This is a genomic window from Streptomyces sp. NPDC004667 (assembly GCF_040609475.1).
Classification (GTDB): Bacteria; Actinomycetota; Actinomycetes; order Streptomycetales; family Streptomycetaceae; genus Streptomyces.
In genome coordinates this window covers 70,922-86,464 of sequence record NZ_JBEXKC010000009.1, presented here as the reverse complement: position 1 = coordinate 86,464, position 15,543 = coordinate 70,922, and the positions used below count along the sequence as shown (strand labels likewise).

Sequence of the window (15,543 nt, the reverse complement as noted above, 5' to 3'; positions counted from 1 at the left end):
GATTCGGCGCCATGAACACCACACGCCGCCGCACCGCGGCCGCCGCCGCCCTGTTAGCCCTGCTGCTGCCGCTCCCGATCACCGCGGCCTCCGCCGCGCAGGCGGCGCCGGCCGCTTCGGACGCGCAACGCGCGGCGCTCGAACTGCCGGCCACCACGGGCCGGTTCGCGGTCGGCCAGGAGGACCTCCACCTGGTCGACCGCAGCCGGACCGATCCCTGGGCCCACTCCGGGCCCCGCGAGCTGATGGTCACCCTGCGCTATCCGGCGCGGCCCGGTACCGGCCGCGCCCCCGCGCCGTACATGAGCACCGAGGAAGCCCGGCTGATCCTCGCCGACAAGGGCCTGGACAAGGTCATCGACCCGGCCGTCTTCGCCGCCACCCGGGCCCACGCCCGCACCGACGCCCGGCCCGTCCGGGGCCGCTACCCGCTCGTCGTCCTCTCGCCCGGTTTCACCGTCCCGCGCGCCACCCTCAGCTCCCTCGCCGAGGAGATCGCCTCCCGCGGCTACGTGGTGGCCGCCGTCGACCACGCCTACGAGAGCGCCGCCACCGCCTTCCCCGGCGGCCGCGTCCTGACGTGCCTGGCCTGCGACCAGACCCAGGGCCCCGGCGGCCGCGAGGCCGTCACCGAGGTCCGCGCCCGCGACACCTCCTTCCTGCTGGACCGCCTGACCGGACGCCACCCCGCCTGGAAGAACGCCGATTTGATCGACGCGTCCCGCATCGCCATGGCCGGCCACTCCATCGGCGGAGCCACGGCCCTGCCCGCGATGGCCGCCGACCCGCGGATCCGCGCGGGCATCGACATGGACGGCACCCTGCCCGAGCCCTACCCGGCGGCGGGCATCGGCGGCCGGCCCTTCATGCTGCTGGGCTCCGCCGCCAGCGTCCCCGGGGACGGCCCCGGCAACTGGTCCGGCCCGTGGCCCCACTTCGACGGCTGGAAGCGCTGGATCACCCTCGACGGCACCGACCACTTCGGCGCGAGCGACTTCCCGGCCCTGCGCGACCAGCTCGGCCTGCCTCACCCCGAGGCCCCCCTCCCCGGATCCCGCGCCGTCGAGCTGACCCGCCGCTACGTGACGGCCTTCCTGGACCTCCACCTCAAGGGCCTGCCCGCCCCGGCCCTCGACGGCCCCCGCGCCGACACACCCGAAGCCCGCTTCCACAACCCGTGAAAAAAATGGATGGTCATCTCGTCGGAAGGCTCGCTAGGTTGATCACGTGCCGAAGCTGAATCAGATCATCGCAGTCGAAAAGGGCGTCAAGTCCAAGTCCCTCCAGGAGCTCACCCAGGCTCACCACGACGTGCAGAAGCCCGCCCTGCTGGCCGGCATCTCGCGGACGTACCAGCCCAAGGACGAGGAGGGCGAGCAGCTGCCCCCCGAGTCCACCCGCGTCCAGGTCAAGGCCGAGGACGTGCTGCGGGCGACGGCGAGCACCCTGACCCGCCTCTTCGACGTGACGGCCACCAAGGACTGGGCCAACCGCACCGCGGCCGCGGACATCGTCGTCGACGGCAACGTGCTGCTCGCGAAGGTGCCGGTGCCGTACCTGCTCTTCCTGGAGAAGCAGCTGACCGACCTGCACACCTTCGTGCGCAAGCTGCCGGTCCTCGACGCCTCGGAATCGTGGAACCTCGACCCGTCCACGGACTCCTGGAGGACGGAGGCCGTGCGCACGATCCGCACCAAGAAGGTCCCGCGCAACCACGTCAAGGCCGAAGCCACCGAGCAGCACCCGGCCCAGGTCGAGGTCTACTACGAGGACGTGGCCGTCGGCTACTGGACGACCGTGAAGTTCTCCGGAGCCCTCCCGGCCCGCCGGGTCAACGAGCTCCTCGACCGGGTGGAGCGGCTCCAGCAGGCCGTGAAGTTCGCCCGCGAGGAGGCCAACGGCACCGAGGTCACCGACGAGCGGGTCGGCGACGCGGTGTTCGGCTACCTGTTCCGGTAGCCCACAGAACGCCCCCTGTATCGCAGGGGGTGCGCGAGAGCGCAAGCTGAAACTGATGTTGAAGCTGAAGCAGGGGTGTCAGTTGGGGGTTCGAATCCCTCCCCCGGTACCACGTGCCGGGGTGGCCCAAGCCGGAAGAGGCGGCCCCTTGAATTTCAGATTATCGCTCCAGTCTCAGTATTCGCCGCCGAACACCGGATCGACCGAGCAGGGACGATCACTGACGGATGGGGGTTCAAGTCCCTCCTGCGCCTCTTGCATGGCGCGGTAGTTCAAAGGCAGAACACGTCGGCCTCACCTTGATCCCCGCTCTTAAACGCAGCCGGTGTGCGCAATTGGGTGGCACACAGGAGCCCGGGAGCTGGACATGCTCCCGGGCTCCGTCACGTCCCGGGCCCGAAGGCCCGGGAACGCCTCCCGCTACACGGGGACGGACACGAAGGTCCGGCCGGACTCGTTCTCCACCAGGACCTCCTTGACGTTCGCCGGGTCCACGGCCGCGGAGCCGTCCAGCGACGCCCCCTTGCCCTCGCCGTGCTCGGCCGTGCCCACGACCCAGCCGCCCGCGGTGGAACGCGTACCGTCCTTGGCCACCACCACCAGTCGGCACCGCTCGCCCGCCGGGATCCCGGTCACCGCCGCGTGCACCCGCACCCACTTCGCCGCGGGCGTCACCTGTACGTTCATCCGCGCACCGGTGCCCCGGTCCGTCGCGGAGGCCACCCTGGTCCCCGGTACGGGCGCCGGAGGCACCGCCGAGGCCGTCGGGGAGGGCGGCGCGGGCAGTGCCCCGACCGGCTCCCGGTCCCCGCCCAGCTGTGTCCCGGCCCAGAACACGGTTGCGAGCGAAGCCGCCACCGCCAGACCCGCCAGCCCCACCCGGCGCCGCGCGGACGCCGCCCGCTCCCCGCGCACCTGCCGCAGGGTCCGCTGGAGCAGCAGATCGCCTCCCTGCGGAGGCCCTTCGAGGAACGCCTCCTCGGGCACCTCGCCCAGTACCCCCTCCATCTCGCGCAACGCGGCCACCTCCTCACGGCACCGCACACAATCGCCGACGTGCTCCTCGACACGCCGTACGTCGTCCTCGTCCAGGACACCGAGCACGTACGGGCCGAGCAGTTCCTCCTCGTGCCGCTGCCGGTTCACGCCACCACCTCCCGCAGTCCGCCGGGCTGCTGGGGCGGCCGGCCTGATCGTCTGTTCCCGGCGCCGTCCCCGGTGCCGTCCGCGAACACCTCGCGCAGGGCCTTGAGCGCGTAGTGCGAACGGGATTTGACCGTACCGGCGGGTATGCCGAGGCGGTCGGCGGCCTCGGCGACACTGCGCTGGCGGTAGTACAACTCCGTCAGCACGTCGCGGTGTTCCGGCGTCAGCCGGTCCAGCGCGCCGAGCACCGTCATGGTGTCCACCACCGCGTCCGCGTGGTCCCCCTCGACCGGGGGAGCGGCCGCCGCGCCGGAGACCTCCGGCGGCCGCGCGGCCTTGGCGCGGTACCGGTCCGTGATGATGTTGCGGGCCACCGTGAGCAGCCAGCCGCGCACCGAACCCTTCCCGTTGACCAGGACCTCGGAATGCCGCCAGGCCCGGATCAGTGTCTCCTGCACGACGTCCTCGGCGGCTGCCCGGTCCCCGGTCAGCCGGGTGGCGTACGCGAGCAGGGCGTTGCCGTGCTCCTCGTAGACCGACCTGATCAGTGCCTCGTCCGTCGAGCCCCGCCGAGTGCGGGGCCACAGTGGTCCGGCCATCTCACCCTCTCCGTCCGCCTGGTGTTACCTGGTGCGGTCGGAACACGCCCTGGGCGCACGTACGGTTCACGTGACCTGCGTCACTCAGGTCCGGCACTCCCGTCCCTCGTTGAGGCAGGCGACGAGGGCGTCCATCTGCGCGTCCGTCATCACGTCGACGAACATCGCGTGATCGGTCCGCGGGCTGTGCCGCTGCTCCGGGAAGGAATCCAGCGCGATCGGCACACTGGGAGCCACCGCGTACGCCAGCGACAGGCGCAGCTCGGGCACCGGGAAGGTGCCCTGCGGGCACACCCCCTGCGGGGAGGGGAACAGCAGGTGCGAGCGGTGGTCGGGGGCGGTCGTGTCCAGCCCGTTCCAGCAGCTGGGGAAGACGAGCGTACGGGTGACCAGGGAGCCGGCCGGGCAGCGCGGGTAGTCGGTGGTGGACCGGTCGGGGAACCCGGAACAGCCCCAGCGGGCCCGGACGTCGGCGCGCGCCCCCGCCGTGTACGCGACGGCGTCGCCGGTCATCGCCCGCAGGAACCGGGGCATCGGAACCACCTTGCTCACCGGGTTGCCGCGGAACTCCACGGTCACGGAGGCCTCGGGCAGGATCTCCCCGGCGTTGCCGTGCCCGGCCGAGTGCTCGTGGGGACCGCTTCCCGGCCGGTCCACCCGGCGCAGCACCGGCCAGTAGTAGGTGGAGCGGTCGCCGCCCGCGCAACTCGTGGCGGCCCCGGCGAGCGAGGCGTCGGTCGACAGGGCGTCCGTGGAGAGGTTGCCCACGTAGGCGTGGGTGTGGTGGGCGCCCGCCCGCAGGCCCGGCGAGACCACCAGGTTGTCCTCGTTCCAGTGGCCCTCCTCGTTGCGCCCGCAGTCCACCGTCACCGAGCCGGGGGAGCCCCCGGCCGAGGTCGGGGGAGGCCCCTGCGGGCCGGGCGCGACCTCGCGTATGTCCACGGTGGCACCCGCCACGGAGGCCTGGCGGGATCCGGCCGCCCGGGTGGCGCCCAGCACGGCGGCCGTCAGCCCGGTGCCCAGCACCAGGCAGACCAGGAGCGCCAGCAGTCGGTGTTCGTTGCCCATGGCGGTCACGGTTGCCGGTGCCCGGCACGGCCGTCAACCGGGCATCCGCACGAGGGCCGGCGCCGGGGGTTGTGCGGGTCCTACGGCACGGCGGCTCCGGGCGCCGAACCCGTCCCCGGCGCCGGGCGTTCCCTACCCCGCGGGACGGCGTCCGTCCCGTGCCCCACGGGTACCGGCACCCCGCGGAGTTGGCCCGTCCGGTCCTTGCCGGGCCGCGCGCGGGCCGCGCAGAGTTCTCCGTATGACACCGGAAGAGCTCCTGCACTCCCTGGCCCGCACCCGCGTCTCCCTCGACGGCGAGGAGGTCACCTACTGGTGGTCCGGCGACGTCCACTCCTGGGCCCCCGGCGAGCCCTACCGCCGCCTCTTCGGCTTCGAGGGCGTCAACGTGGCCCGCCTCGAACCCGAGGAAGCCGGGGGAGCCGAGGAAGCCGGGGCAGCCGGGGCAGCCGGTGGCGGCGGGGCCGGCGGGTACCGGATGCTCTCCCGGGAGGCGGCCTTCTACCTCGACCCGGGCACGCGCGAGATCCTCGAGACCTGGCAGGGCAAGCCCGTCGTCCACGTCTGGAACGACCCTGCCAACCAGAGGTGGCGGCCCTTCCCCGTCCCCCGGACCGAGCTCGGCGACCAGGTCTGCTTCAGCCTGGAGATCCCCCTCTCCTATCCCTCCCCGCTGCCCGTGGCGGACTACCCGCTGAACTCCGCCGACGACACCTACCGGGCCCTGGAGCTCTTCCAGTTCTTCGCCCCCGCCGCCGCCCTCGCGGGCGACGCCCCGAGCGTGCCCGCGACCATGTCCTGGACCCGCCAGTCGCCCTGGCTGCCCTGGATGGAGCAGGGACAACGCCCCGGCGGCCTCACCTTCCACTGCCGCGGCGTGAAACTCGGCTCCTACGCCGAGGTGCCCGAGCGCACCCGCGCGTACATCGCCGCCCACCACCCCGAGTTCGCCCGCGCCCCCGAGAAGTGGACCGAGCCGAACGAGACCAGCTGGACCCACTTCCGCAGGCTCAACCCCAGGTGACCCGGGGCGCCCCAGGGGGAGCGGCGGGGTAGGGGGAGGGGGGCCGCCAGGGTCCGGACAAGGGTTTTCCCCGTATCGGGTTCACCCCCGCGTTGCCTACTGTCTGCCCACCGGCGATCTTCCGCATCCCGAACGGCCCCCGCACCAACCCCACATGGTGTGAAGCCCTTCGACGGCGCGCGGATCGCGGGTACGCAGTTGTCCGGTCCCACCGTCGCGGCCGGACGACGCGGCGTGCGGCGGCGGCCGGAGCGGGCCTGACCAGCCCGCCCCCGGCGCCGCGGCCCGATCACCTCCCACACTGCACCGACCGGCCGCTCCGGCCTGCCCGGAATCGGCCCGCGAAGGGGAACACCGTGCACGCAACCAGACGTCGGCTCATATCCGTGGCGGCCATCTCCGTCACCCTGCTGGCGGGCTCCGCCACCGCCTCCGTGGCCGTCACCGGGGGGAACGACCCGGCCCGCACCCTCCCGGCCGCCGCGGCCCCCGCCGCCCCCGCCGCCGCGCCGGTGGAGAACCTGATCGTCGGATACAAGTCCAGCGCCCCCGAGGCCGGCTCCAACACCGCCGCCGCCGACGACGCGGCCGCCAAGGGCAAGAAGGCCGGCAAGAAGGCGAAGTTCGACCGCCGCCTCGGCACCGGAGCCGCCCTCGTCAACCTCGGCGGAGCCGTCGCCCCTGCCGAAGCGGCCGACGTGATGGCCCAGTTCCGTGCCGACCCGGACGTCGCCTACGTCGAGCCCGACTCCCGCGCCTACGCGATGAGCACCCCCGACGACACCGAGTACGCCAAGCAGTGGGACCTCTTCGAGCCCACCGCCGGCATGAACGTGCCCGCCGCCTGGGACAAGACCACCGGCTCCGGCGTCACCGTCGCCGTGATCGACACCGGCTACGTCGCCCACTCCGACGTGGCGCCCAACATCGTCGCGGGCTACGACTTCATCAGCAGCTCGACGGCCGCCCGCGACGGCAACGGCCGCGACAACAACCCCGCCGACCAGGGCGACTGGAGCGCTGCGGGCGAGTGCGGCACCGGCTCCAAGGCCAGCGACTCCTCCTGGCACGGCACCCACGTCGCGGGCACCATCGCCGCGGCCGCCAACAACGCCAAGGGCGTCGCGGGCATCGCCTACAACGCCAAGATCCAGCCGGTCCGCGTGCTCGGCAAGTGCGGCGGCGCCACCTCGGACATCGTCGACGCCATCACCTGGGCGTCGGGCGGCTCCGTCGCCGGCGTCCCGGCGAACGCCACCCCCGCCAAGGTCATCAACATGAGCCTCGGCGGCTCCGGCGCCTGCACCGCCAGCTACCAGAACGCCATCAACGCGGCCGTCGCCCGCGGCACCACCGTCGTGGTCGCCGCCGGCAACAGCAACGCGGACGCGGCCGGGTTCTCCCCCGCCAGCTGCAACAACGTGATCAACGTCGCCGCCACCAACCGCACCGGCGACCGCTCCTTCTACTCCAACTTCGGCGCGATCATCGACGTCGCCGCCCCGGGCGGTGAGACCCGCCGCGCCACCGACACGCCCGGCACCGTCACCACCCCCGAGAACGGCATCCTCTCCTCCCTCAACGCCGGCACCACCACGCCGGGCGCCGAGATCTACAAGCCGTACCAGGGCACCAGCATGGCCGCCCCGCACGTCGCCGGCCTCGCCGCGCTGCTCGTCGCCGCCAAGCCGTCGCTGACCCCGGCCCAGGTCGAGGCGGCCATCAAGGCCAACGCCCGCCCGCTCGCCGGCACCTGCACCGGCGGCTGCGGCGCCGGCCTCGCGGACGCGGCCGCGACCGTGAACGCGGTCACCTCCACCCCCACCACCCCGAAGTTCGAGAACACCACGGACTTCGCCATCGGTGACAACGCCACCGTGGAGAGCCCGATCACCGTCTCCGGCGTGACCGGCAACGCCCCGGCCACCCTCCAGGTGGGCGTGAACATCGTGCACACCTACATCGGTGACCTCAAGGTCGACCTGGTCGCCCCCGACGGCTCCGTCTACACGCTCCACAACCGGGCCGGCGGCGGCACCGCCAACATCAACCAGACGTACACCGTCAACGCCTCCTCCGAGGTCGCGAACGGCACCTGGAAGCTCCGGGTGAACGACAACGCCGGCGGCGACACCGGCAGGATCGACTCCTGGAACCTCGGCTTCTGACCGGTCCGGGCCCACGACGGAGCCCCCCAACTCCGTCCTGACGGGCCGATGGTACGGACCAATCTCCAGCGCGCGGGCCTGCCGGTACCTCCCGTACCGGCAGGCCCGTCGCGCATTCCTGTCCACGTACTGAATGCGGACTGAATTCTGCGTCACAATCCGGGTCCGTCCGGCGGCTGACCTCGTATTGTCGCGTCTCACAGGAAAGGCACAGAACTGGGGCGCGAAAGGCTGGTGGCTGTGCGTGGCGGCGACGGGGCACGCTGACACCGGGGTGGGACACACCAATGTCGGACAACGCGAACTCATCGAGGCGGTCCACCGTGCGCTGACCACGCACGGCCGGGCCGTTCTCACCGGACCCGCCGGAGCGGGCAAGACCGAGGTGGCGCGCGCCGTCGCGGCCGCCGCCGCGGGCCGCCGCGAAACCGTCCTGCGGCTCGCCCCCGAAGCCGCCGACCAGGCGATACCCGAGGCCGCCGCCGCCACCCTGCTCGCCTCCGTCCCCCGCACCGCCCTCGAACGCCTCGCCGGACCCCAGCGCACCGCCATCGCCCTGCTCCGCCGCGAGGCCGACGACCCCGGAGCCGGCCGCGACCACGTCGCGCTGCGCCTCGCCGTCGTCGAGGTGCTGCGCACCCTGTCCGTCCCGGGCCCCGTCCTGCTCGTCCTGGACAACGCCCAGTGGCTCGACGCCGAGAGCACCGACCTGCTCCGCTTCGTCCTGCGCCTCACCCCGCCCCGCGTACGGGTCCTCGTCGCCGAATGCGTCCAGGGCGGCGCCCCCGTCGCCGAACCCCTCTGCGGCCCCGGCACACCCGTCGTCCGCGTCCCCCCGCTCGGCGCCGACCAGGTCGCCGAACTCCTGCTCCGCCACGGCCTGCCCGCCCGCCTCGCCGGCCGCGTCCACCAGGCCAGCGGGGGCAACCCGCGGCTCGCCCTCGCCCTCGGGCACTCCCTCGCCGAGGCCTGCGGCGGACCGGGCGGCGCCGCCCACCACGCCGACACCCCGCCCGTCTCCGGCCAGGCCCGCGAGGTCGCCCGTCGGCTCCTCGCCGAAGCCCCCGCCCGCGCCCGGCGGACCCTGCTCCTCGCCGCCCTCGCGGCCCGCCCCACCACCGCGCTGCTGCGCCGCGCCGGCCGCCCCGACGCCGAAGCGGAACTCGCGGAGGCCGAACGGGCCGCGCTGGTCACCGTGGGGGAGGACGGAGCCGTCACCTTCACGGCCGGTGCCCTGCCGACGGCCCTGGCCGCCGACGCCGGCTGGCCGGAGCGCTCGGCCGGACACGCCGCCCTCGCCGCCGCCGTCGACGACCCCGTCCAGGCCGTGCGCCACCGCGCGCTGGCCGTCGACACCCCCGACGCGGACCTCGCCGCCCAGATCACCGACGCGGCCGCCGCGTGCCGGCGCCGGGGTCAGCGCGCCCTCGCCGCCGAACTCGGTCTGCTCGCCGCCGAACGCACCCCCCTCGGCCTGCCCCGCGAGGAACTCGCCCGGCTCGTCGCCGCCGCCGAGGACGCCGGCTGGGCCGGCCGCGCCGACCTCGCCCGCCGCGCCACCCGCGCCGTCCTCGCCCGCGACGCCTCGCCCGCCCAGCGGGTACGCGCCCGGCTCGCCGTGATCGACGCCGCCGGGCAGGCCCTCGCCGACGTCGACGAGACCATCGCCCACGCCCTGGCCGACGCCGCGGGCGACCCCTCACTGCGGGCCGCCGTCCAACTGCGCATCGCCTGGAAGCACAACATCGGCGACGGCGACCCCGTGCGCTCCCGCGACGCCGCCGCCGAGGCCGGCGCCCTCGCCAAGGCCGGCGGGGACCAGGTGGCCGAGGCCATGGCCCTGACCGTACGGGCCCGCATGGGCCGCATCCTCGGGTGCCCGGACGCCGAGGACATCCTCGCCGAGGCCCTCGCCCTGCCCGCGCCCGAGGTCCCCCTCGGGATGCGCAACGCGCCCCAGTACCTGGCCGTCCGCCACGCCCTCTTCGACGACCGGCTCGCCGACGCCCGCCGTCAGCTCCTCGTGCTCCTGCCCGCCGTACAGCGCACCGGATCCGCCGAGGACGTCTTCGAGGTGCTGCGCAGCCTCACCGAGGTGGAACTGCGGCGCGGCCGCTGCGCCGCCGGAGCCGCGCACGCCCGCCGCGCGCTGGAACTGACCATCGAGGCGGGCCTGTCGCCCGGACCGGCCTGGTACGTCGCCGCCACGGCCGAGGCCGCGGCCGGCGGCTTCGCGCGCGCCGCCGGATACGCCCGCCGGGGCATCCAGGCCTCCGAGGAGGAACAGGACCAGGTCTTCCTGTCGCGGTCGCTGTACGCCCTCGGCACCGTCGAACTGGCCACCGGGGAGGCCGCGAAGGCCGTCGCCACGCTGCGCCGGGTCGCCGCGCTGGAGGAGGCCCAGCAGGTGGTGGACCCCTCGGTCCTGCGCTGGCACGGGGAGCTCGCCGAGGCCCTGGTCGCCGCCGACGATCCCGCCGGGGCCGGGGAACTGCTGGACCGGGTCACCCCCGTGGCCCGCTCCCTGGGGCGGACCACCGTGGTCGCGGCCCTGGACCGGGCCCGGGCCCTGTGCCGGTCGGCACAGGGCGAACCGGAACCGGCGGTCGCCCTGCTGGAGTTGACCGCGCAGCGGTTCGGGGCCCTCGGGCTGCCCCTGGAACAGGGCCGTACGCTCCTCGCGCTGGCCCGGGTGGAACGCCGGCGCCGGCGCCGGGCGCCCGCCCGCGCGGCCCTGTCGGCGGCGGCCGAGGTCTTCGCGGGGGCCGGGGCCAAGCCCTGGCTCGGCCTCGCCCGCGAGACCCCGCCCGAGACCGCCGCCCCGCACCCCGGGGTGGCGGCCCTGACCGAGGCCGAGGCCAGACTGGCGCTGCTCGTGGGCGGGGGAGCCAGCAACCAGGAGGCCGCCGCGAAGCTCTTCCTGAGCGTGAAGACGGTGGAGGCCCGCCTCACCCGGATCTACCAGAAGCTGGAGGTCCGCTCCCGCGCCCAACTGGCCACCGCGCTGCGCGGACACTGAGCGGGTCCCGCCCCGGGGCGCGACCCGCTCGGTGCCCGGGGGGCCGCGTCAGCAGCCGAGGTTGTTGCCCGGCGTGACGCCCAGCAGCTGCGTGAAGCTCTGGTACTTGCTCACCCGGCTCTGCACCTGTGCCGGGTTGCCGCCGTTGCACTCCAGGGACCCGTTGATAGAGCGGATGGTCTCGCCGAAGCCCGCGCCGTTGACCATGGCGGCGTGGGCGGTCATCGTGCCGGGGCCGTTCTGGGTGTTCCAGTACCAGAGCGCCGTCTTCATGGCGACCGCCGGATCCTGCTCGACCAGGTAGGGGTTGGCGAGGAGGTTGATGCCCAGGGCGTCGCCCGCCGCCTTGTAGTTGAAGTTCCAGCTCAGCTGGATGGGGCCGCGCCCGTAGTAGGCGGCCTGGCCCGCGGGGCAGCCGTAGGGCTGGGAGGCGTCGCAGTAGTGCGGGTAGTTGGCGGTGTTCTGCTCCACTATGTACACCAGCCCGCCCGTCTCGTGGGAGACGTTGGCGAGGAAGGCGGCCGCCTCGCGCCGCTTGACCGTGTCGTCACCGGTGTTGGCGAAGCCGGGGTAGGCGGACAGGGCCGCGACCAGGCCGTTGTACGTGTAGAACGGGTTCCGGTTCGGGAACATCTGGTTGAACTGGGCCTCGCTGACCACGAAACCGGAGGGGTTGCCGGTGCCGGGGTCCGGGTCCGTGCCCCCGCCGCCACAGGAGCCCTGGTCCGACCAGACGCCCCACTGGCCGGTGGTCCCCGGCGTCTCGCCCTGGGTCCACCACTTCGCCTGCCAGTTGTGGCCGTTGTACGAGGCGCTCGTGCCCCCCGTGTAGACGGCGGAGGAGGTCCAGGCCGAGGCGCAGGCGGGGGCCGCGGCGGCGGGGGAGGCGGGCAGGGCGACGGCGAGGCCGAGCGTCACGGCGGCGGCCGCGGCGAGGGAGAGGGTACGGCGGCGGAGGGCGCGTATCACGTAACTGCTCCTGGGGTGGGGGGAATCGTCGCGAGGGGTGGGGGGCGACGGCTACCGCCACTGAAGCGAAGATGGTCTGGACCTGTCAAGGTCTAGACCAAAGCTTTCCGGGTTCGGCACGGGACTCCGCGAACGCCGGAACGGCGTGACGACCGTGGCCGTCACGCCGTTCCGGATGCCGCTGGGGTCAGCTGCCGGCGGACAGGTTCCCGGACAGGACCGGGATGTTGTCCACGATGTGCGACAGCGACTCGTCACCCTTGGCCTGGGTGGAGTTCTCGGCGCACTGCTGGTTCTGCGGGTTGGACAGGACGTTGATGTCCTGGACGCCGATGTTGAGGGCGGCGAGGACCGACTGCGCGTTGACCTTCGCGGGCAGGCCGACGCAGAGCTTGTTCAGCGAGCCCTGGATCGCGCTGAGCTGCGGGCTCTGGTTGCCCTTGGTCTCCTGGTTGCCGTAGATCTGCGAGGCGCCGTTGCCGTTGACGGTGTTCACGCCGTCGTCGTTCCCGATCGCCATCGCCGGGGAGGCCGCGAGGGCGCCCGTGCCCAGTACGGAGGCGGTGACCGCGGCGGTGGCCATGAACTTCTTGAGCATTGTGGGGATCCTTCTGTCGCATGAGCTGTCCCCGGCGGGACGTCCTGATCAACTGCCCCCGCGTCCAGGGGTTATCGCCGATCACCCATGCGGCGCAATGATTCGCGTCGTGGCCGGGTGGTCGCCGGGGGCCGCCCCGGGCTCCAGGCGGCCCCCGGCGACCACCGGCACGCTCCCCGACGGCGCCGGGCCGAGCCGGCCCGGGCCCGGCCCCGGTGTCAGCCGGTCTTGCGGCGTACCTTCTTGTTCTTGCCCCCGGCGCCGGCGCTGGAGCCCTGCACCTTCGCCCGGCTCTGGTGCGACTGCTGGGACTGGGCGCTCGCGGCGTTGCGCGCCAGCGCCTCGCGGAACTTGCGCTTGGCCTCGTCGGCCGGGGACTCGTCCTGCGGGACGTCCGCCGCCGCCCCGTCCGCCTGCGGGGTCTGTGGTGCGTCAGCCATCGGTATGCCTCCTGGAGTGATCACGTCGGACCAGTCTGTCAGCCGGGCCGTCCGCGGGCCATCGGGTTCGCACCGGGCCGGCCGGTCAGCGGGACGGGGCCGGTGCCACGGCCCCGCCGCCGGCGCGGACGGCGCGCAGCGCGGCCCTGTGCAGGGCGTACGGATCGCCGTGGGCCACCGGGCTGCCGGTCAGCGTGTACCACTCGTCGGCGTCCGTGTACTGGATCGCGAACCGGACCGTGCCGGCCGCCCCGCCGGTCGTCCGCAGGGTGAGCGGGCCGGTGATGACCCCGACCTCGTCGGTCATGGCCCCGCCGGGACCGGCGAGGACCTCGTCCTGCCAGGTGCGTTCGGGCCCGGTCACGAGGCGCAGGTGTCGATCATGGTGGTGAGCATGGCCCTCTCGCCGTCGGTGACGGTCAGCCCGTAGTGGGACTTGACGGTGGTCCAGGCGCGCCCGTACTGGCACCAGCTCGACTTGTCCGTCGGCTGCCACAGGTCGGGGCTCTGGTCGCCCTTGGAGCGGTTGGAGGACGCCGAGACCGCCAGCAGCTGCGGCCGCGTCAGGTCGTTGGCGAAGGCCTTGCGCCGGGCCGCGTCCCAGGCGGCGGCGCCCGAGCGCCAGGCTTCGGCGAGCGGCACCATGTGGTCGATGTCCAGCTTCGCGGCCTCGGTGACGGTCACCCCGTCGTAGAGGCTCTTCCAGCGGCCCGTCAGGGCCCGGCACTCGGCGTCCTGCGTGACATCGGCGCCGTCCCGCTTGAGGACCACCTCGCGGGTGTCACACTTGTTGCCCTGCTCGGCCCAGTGCGTGAACTTGTCGCGGCTGTACCCGGCCATCGTGCCGGGCTTGCCCGTCGTCAGCGCCGCCAGCTGGGTCCGGGCGACGGCCGCGCTGACCATCCCGGGCAGCACGTCCCCGGGGGCCGGCTGTCCGGCGGCCCCCGAGGGAGCCGGCGGGGCGGAACCCGCGCCCCTGGACGTGCCGGAGGCCGGGCCCGGTCCGGGCGTAACCCCGGTCTTGCCGTCCCCGGAGGACCCCGGCCCACCGCATCCGCTGATACCGAGCAGCACGGCCACCACCACCGCCGCGCCGCGCACACCTGACTGACGACCCATGACCCACCCCGACGAGACTCCGCGCTGACCCGGGAAGACTACCCATAACCGGACAACCAACCCCGCACCGGGCGGTGCGGAGTGTTCGGCGGTCCTACCGCTGCCACGGATGCAGCGCGCTCCAGCTGCCACCGACCGCCTCGAAGACCAGCTGCGAGCCCTCGAAGACCTCGGCGGCGCTCTCCGGGCGCAGGCTCCCGAAACGTTCGGCGCACAGGTCCACCTGCAACAGCCCGTCGAAGCGGGTGAACCGCGGGGGGTCGTAGAGCACCCAGGAGAAGCCCACGCTCTCGTCGATGCGCAAACGCCGTACGTCGTGCAGCTCCAGGCACACCGGTTCCCAGCGGAGGCCCTCGCCCACGACCCTGGCGTCGACGACGAGCCTGGCGAGCCGTCCCCCCGCCGCACGCGGTCCGTATTCCTGATCGAGGACGACGCGACGGAGGCAGGAGTCGCCGAACTCGTAGCGGGCCAGCAGGGCCGCGATGCCCTCCTCGGTCAACGGGTGGGGTCCGAGCCGGTGGGCGGGCGTCGGCGGTCTGGGATCCACGGTGCTCCTTCGTCGGTGCCGCCATCGTAGGAGCACCCGCGCGGGGCCTCCTCGGCGGACCCGACCGGGTCCCGGGGGGCCCGCTGTGTCCTGCCGGGCCCTACCGGGTCCGCAGGGCGCGTCGCTCCGGTCGGCGCGGCCGGTCCGGCGGCGGGCGCAGCAAGTCCGCCAGCGGGGCTCCCTGTTCCGCCCAGCGGCGCAGCAGCTCGCGGTCGATCCAGCGCACGCCGTGCCGGTCGCCCCATGCCTTGGCGTCCTGGGTGAGGCCGCCGTTGGTGACCACCAGGGTGTGGTCGGCCCGGTGTGCCGGATCCGCCGCGCCCATCGCCTCGGCCATCACCGACGTGCCGACGGTGGCCCCGGCGGCGCCCGCGCGGGTGTGCCGGGCACGGACGAGGACGCGGTCGTGCCGAGCGCCACCGCCGATCACCCCGGCGGCCCCCCGAGCGCCCCAGCCGTCCCGGACCAGCAGGTCGCGCACCGCGTACGCGAACTCCTCGTGGCCCATGGCGTCGAACTCCGCCAGGGTGATCCGCAGGGCGGCGGGGCGCGCGGCCCGGTTCAGCGTGCGCCATCCCGCGACGGCCACCGCCGCGAGGGCCGCGGCCAGGGCCACGGCCGGGCCGTGCACGGCGGCGACCCCGGTCACGGCCACCAGCGCGACGAGCGCCAGACCCCCGGCGGTCATCCGCTCCCCGGGCCCCCGGCTGCGGCCGCGCGCCCGTACGTGGTGGTAGCCCTCCGGTGTCATCGAGCCCCCTCCGCTCAGGGGCCGGCCGCGGTGCGGGGCCCTCCCGGGAAGAGTGTGGGCAGCGCCGGGTCCAGAAAGGGTGGAATCGTCATGGACGTCGAGTCGAGGGCCCAAATCCGGCCGCACCGGCAGC

At 74.0% G+C, this 15,543-nt stretch carries 15 protein-coding genes; 5 read left to right on the top strand and 10 right to left on the bottom strand.

Annotated elements, in window-relative coordinates:
• The first annotated feature begins 11 nt into the window (after nt 1–11).
• Nucleotides 12–1,181, top strand: coding sequence for an alpha/beta hydrolase (locus ABZW32_RS07510; protein WP_356212520.1), 1,170 nt, complete (start codon nt 12–14; stop codon nt 1,179–1,181).
• 46 nt (nt 1,182–1,227) lie between these two features.
• Nucleotides 1,228–1,959 (top strand): hypothetical protein, encoded by a 732-nt coding sequence (locus ABZW32_RS07505; RefSeq protein WP_356212517.1) that lies wholly within the window; start codon nt 1,228–1,230, stop codon nt 1,957–1,959.
• A 420-nt stretch (nt 1,960–2,379) separates the two neighbouring features.
• On the opposite strand, the gene ABZW32_RS07500 is transcribed toward ABZW32_RS07505, so the two are convergent.
• From ABZW32_RS07500 to ABZW32_RS07490, 3 genes are all read right to left on the bottom strand, one after another.
• Nucleotides 2,380–3,105, bottom strand: coding sequence for a zf-HC2 domain-containing protein (locus ABZW32_RS07500; RefSeq protein WP_356212514.1), 726 nt, complete (start codon nt 3,103–3,105; stop codon nt 2,380–2,382).
• Complete coding sequence (locus ABZW32_RS07495) at nt 3,102–3,704, bottom strand: sigma-70 family RNA polymerase sigma factor (RefSeq protein WP_356212512.1); 603 nt, start codon at nt 3,702–3,704, stop codon at nt 3,102–3,104. The genes ABZW32_RS07500 and ABZW32_RS07495 overlap by 4 nt, the downstream gene beginning before the upstream one ends.
• Before the next feature lie 84 nt (nt 3,705–3,788).
• Nucleotides 3,789–4,772, bottom strand: a complete 984-nt coding sequence (locus ABZW32_RS07490) for a DUF1996 domain-containing protein (RefSeq protein ID WP_356212509.1) — start codon at nt 4,770–4,772, stop codon at nt 3,789–3,791.
• Between the two features lie 241 nt (nt 4,773–5,013).
• Here ABZW32_RS07490 and ABZW32_RS07485 point away from each other — a divergent pair, with 241 nt between their 5' ends.
• From ABZW32_RS07485 to ABZW32_RS07475, 3 genes are all read left to right on the top strand, one after another.
• Nucleotides 5,014–5,796: a DUF1838 family protein gene (locus ABZW32_RS07485; RefSeq protein WP_356212506.1), complete on the top strand. Its 783-nt coding sequence runs from the start codon at nt 5,014–5,016 to the stop codon at nt 5,794–5,796.
• A gap of 356 nt (nt 5,797–6,152) precedes the next feature.
• A complete protein-coding gene (locus ABZW32_RS07480; RefSeq protein WP_356212503.1) occupies nt 6,153–7,964 on the top strand; it encodes a S8 family serine peptidase in 1,812 nt (603 codons plus the stop codon).
• Nucleotides 7,965–8,238: 274 nt separating this feature from the next.
• Complete coding sequence (locus tag ABZW32_RS07475) at nt 8,239–10,983, top strand: LuxR family transcriptional regulator (protein WP_356212500.1); 2,745 nt, start codon at nt 8,239–8,241, stop codon at nt 10,981–10,983.
• A gap of 48 nt (nt 10,984–11,031) precedes the next feature.
• Here ABZW32_RS07475 and ABZW32_RS07470 read toward each other — a convergent pair whose 3' ends face one another.
• The 7 genes from ABZW32_RS07470 to ABZW32_RS07440 all read right to left on the bottom strand — a co-directional run bounded on the left by ABZW32_RS07470 (nt 11,032) and on the right by ABZW32_RS07440 (nt 15,410).
• On the bottom strand, nt 11,032–11,901 hold the full coding sequence (locus ABZW32_RS07470; protein WP_356212687.1) for a glycoside hydrolase family 19 protein: 870 nt from the start codon (nt 11,899–11,901) through the stop codon (nt 11,032–11,034).
• Nucleotides 11,902–12,139: 238 nt separating this feature from the next.
• A complete protein-coding gene (locus ABZW32_RS07465; RefSeq protein ID WP_356212497.1) occupies nt 12,140–12,550 on the bottom strand; it encodes a rodlin in 411 nt (136 codons plus the stop codon).
• Between the two features lie 218 nt (nt 12,551–12,768).
• Entirely contained in the window at nt 12,769–12,990 is a 222-nt protein-coding gene (locus tag ABZW32_RS07460) for a DUF5302 domain-containing protein (RefSeq protein ID WP_356212494.1), read from the bottom strand.
• Between the two features lie 85 nt (nt 12,991–13,075).
• A complete protein-coding gene (locus ABZW32_RS07455) occupies nt 13,076–13,354 on the bottom strand; it encodes a hypothetical protein (protein WP_356212491.1) in 279 nt (92 codons plus the stop codon).
• Entirely contained in the window at nt 13,351–14,109 is a 759-nt protein-coding gene (locus tag ABZW32_RS07450) for a DUF1524 domain-containing protein (protein ID WP_356212488.1), read from the bottom strand. Before ABZW32_RS07450 ends, ABZW32_RS07455 begins: the two co-directional genes overlap by 4 nt.
• A 94-nt stretch (nt 14,110–14,203) precedes the next feature.
• The gene (locus ABZW32_RS07445) at nt 14,204–14,659 is read right to left on the bottom strand and encodes a hypothetical protein (RefSeq protein WP_356212485.1); all 456 of its coding nucleotides are present in this window, start codon (nt 14,657–14,659) and stop codon (nt 14,204–14,206) included.
• A gap of 100 nt (nt 14,660–14,759) precedes the next feature.
• A complete protein-coding gene (locus ABZW32_RS07440) occupies nt 14,760–15,410 on the bottom strand; it encodes a restriction endonuclease (protein WP_356212482.1) in 651 nt (216 codons plus the stop codon).
• Between the last annotated feature and the right edge of the window lie 133 nt (nt 15,411–15,543).